This is a genomic window from Streptomyces huiliensis (genome assembly GCF_020037025.1).
GTDB lineage: Bacteria > Actinomycetota > Actinomycetes > Streptomycetales > Streptomycetaceae > Streptomyces > Streptomyces huiliensis.
On record NZ_JAIQLH010000452.1, the window covers coordinates 1 to 1,238 of the forward strand.

Annotated in this window: 1 protein-coding gene; it reads left to right on the forward strand. The window is 70.8% G+C overall.

Features of this window, described 5'->3' with window-relative positions; genetic code table 11:
- Positions 1–281: 281 nt before the first annotated feature.
- A partial coding sequence (gene trpS / locus JNW98_RS35010) for a tryptophan--tRNA ligase (protein WP_223772304.1) occupies positions 282–1,238 on the forward strand: 957 nt, incomplete at its 3' end.

Below are 1,238 nucleotides of genomic sequence, written 5' to 3' on the forward strand. Positions count from 1 at the left end.
CCGCCGAGCTGGCGTGAAGTGGCGCCCCGGTTCCCTCTCGGGCCCCCGTGGCAACTCGAAGAACTTTACACGAGCACTTGGTCCGGATCAAACCCGTGGCGCAAGCGGTTTCCGGGCGGTACGGTCGGCGACATGACCATGCATGCCCGTAACGGCCAGTGGTGGCCCGCCTGACGGCGGCCACCCCCTGCGCGTACCCACGCATGCTCCCCACGGCCGCCGCCTCGGCGGCCGTTTTTGCTGTCTGTGGCGGTGGTCCCCGTTCCCAAGGAGAGGGACCCATGACCCGCATCTTCAGTGGCGTGAAGCCCACCGGCCACCTGACACTCGGCAACTACCTGGGCGCCATCCGGCAGTGGGTCGAGTCGGACCAGCACCGCGCCGACGCCCTCTTCTGTGTCGTCGACCTGCATGCGCTGACCGTCGAGCACGACCCGGCGCGCGTCCGCCGGCTGAGCCGGCAGGCCGCGACCCTGCTCCTGGCGGCCGGGCTGGACCCCGACCTCTGCACGCTGTTCGTACAGAGCCACGTCGACGAGCACACCCGGTTGTCCTACGTGCTGGAGTGCACGGCCGCGGACGGGGAGATGCGCCGGATGATCCAGTACAAGGAGAAGTCGGCGCGAGAACGGGAGACCGGTGGAAGCGTCCGGCTCTCGCTCCTCACCTATCCGGTGCTGATGGCCGCCGACATCCTGGCGTACCGCGCGGACGAGGTCCCCGTCGGCGACGACCAGGCACAGCACGTCGAGCTGACCCGCGACCTCGCCGTGCGCTTCAACCAGCGGTACGGGCAGACGTTCACCGTCCCCCGCGCCGTCCTCCCGCCAGTCGCGGCCCGGGTCATGGACCTCCAGGACCCCACGTCGAAGATGGGAAAGTCGCACGCCGAGACCTCCGGCATCGTCTACCTCCTCGACGAGGCGGACGTCGTGCGCAAGAAAGTGATGCGCGCGGTCACCGACAGCGGGACGGACGTCGTCTACGACCGCGCCGAACGGCCCGGCGTGGCCAACCTCCTGGAGCTGCTGGCCGCCTGCACCGGCTCCGCGCCCGACGCCCTGGCCGCGGGCTACAGCTCGTACGGCGCTCTGAAGCGGGACACGGCGGACGCTGTGGTGGAGCTGTTGCGCCCGGTGCGCGAGAGGCACGCCGAGCTGTGCGCCGAACCGGCGTACGTGGACGGCGTCCTGCGGGACGGCGCCCGCCGGGCGCGGGAACTGGCACGGCCGACGGTC